1 protein-coding gene is annotated in these 553 nt (G+C 79.0%); it reads left to right on the forward strand.

Features of this window, described 5'->3' with window-relative positions; all coding sequences use genetic code 11:
* Window positions 1-150: 150 nt before the first annotated feature.
* A partial coding sequence (locus AC1B00_RS09645) for a hypothetical protein (protein WP_488849513.1) occupies window positions 151-553 on the forward strand: 403 nt, incomplete at its 3' end.

Below are 553 nucleotides of genomic sequence, written 5' to 3' on the forward strand. Positions count from 1 at the left end.
GCGTCTTCTGCGACCGGCGGCTCCTCGACCGCAACATCCGCCGGGGTCGGGTCACCGGCCGGAGCCTCCGTCTCGACCGTAGACGGAAGCGGGGGACGCGGCGGCACGATCAGGTCGGCGGGCAGCGGCGGGGGCGGACCCGGCTCGCCGATGGGCGCGCTGACCACGGGGACGTCCGTCGTATCGACGCGGCTCTCCGCCGCGGACGTGCGTGGAGTCGCGGGCTTCTTCGCCGCGGGCGTCCGCGGAGTCGCGGGCTTCTTCGCCGCGGGCGTCCGCGGCGTTGCCGGCTTCTTCGCCGCCGGCGTGCGCGGGGTCGCGGGCTTCTTCGCCGCCGGCGTGCGCGGGGTGGCCGCGGACGTCCGGGGGGTCGCGGGCTTCTTCGCAGCGGCAGTCCGCGGAGTCGCGGGCTTCTCGGCCGCCGGCGTGCGCGGGGTGCGCGGAGCGGGGGTCGTGGCCGCGTTCCGCGCCGACGACGCGCGCGGGGTCGGCTTCTCGACGTCGGGCGTGTCGCCGGGCGCGGCGGCGTCCGCCTTCGGCGCGCGAGAGGCGG

The sequence above is a fragment of the Campylobacter sp. DY7 genome, from assembly GCF_057802535.1.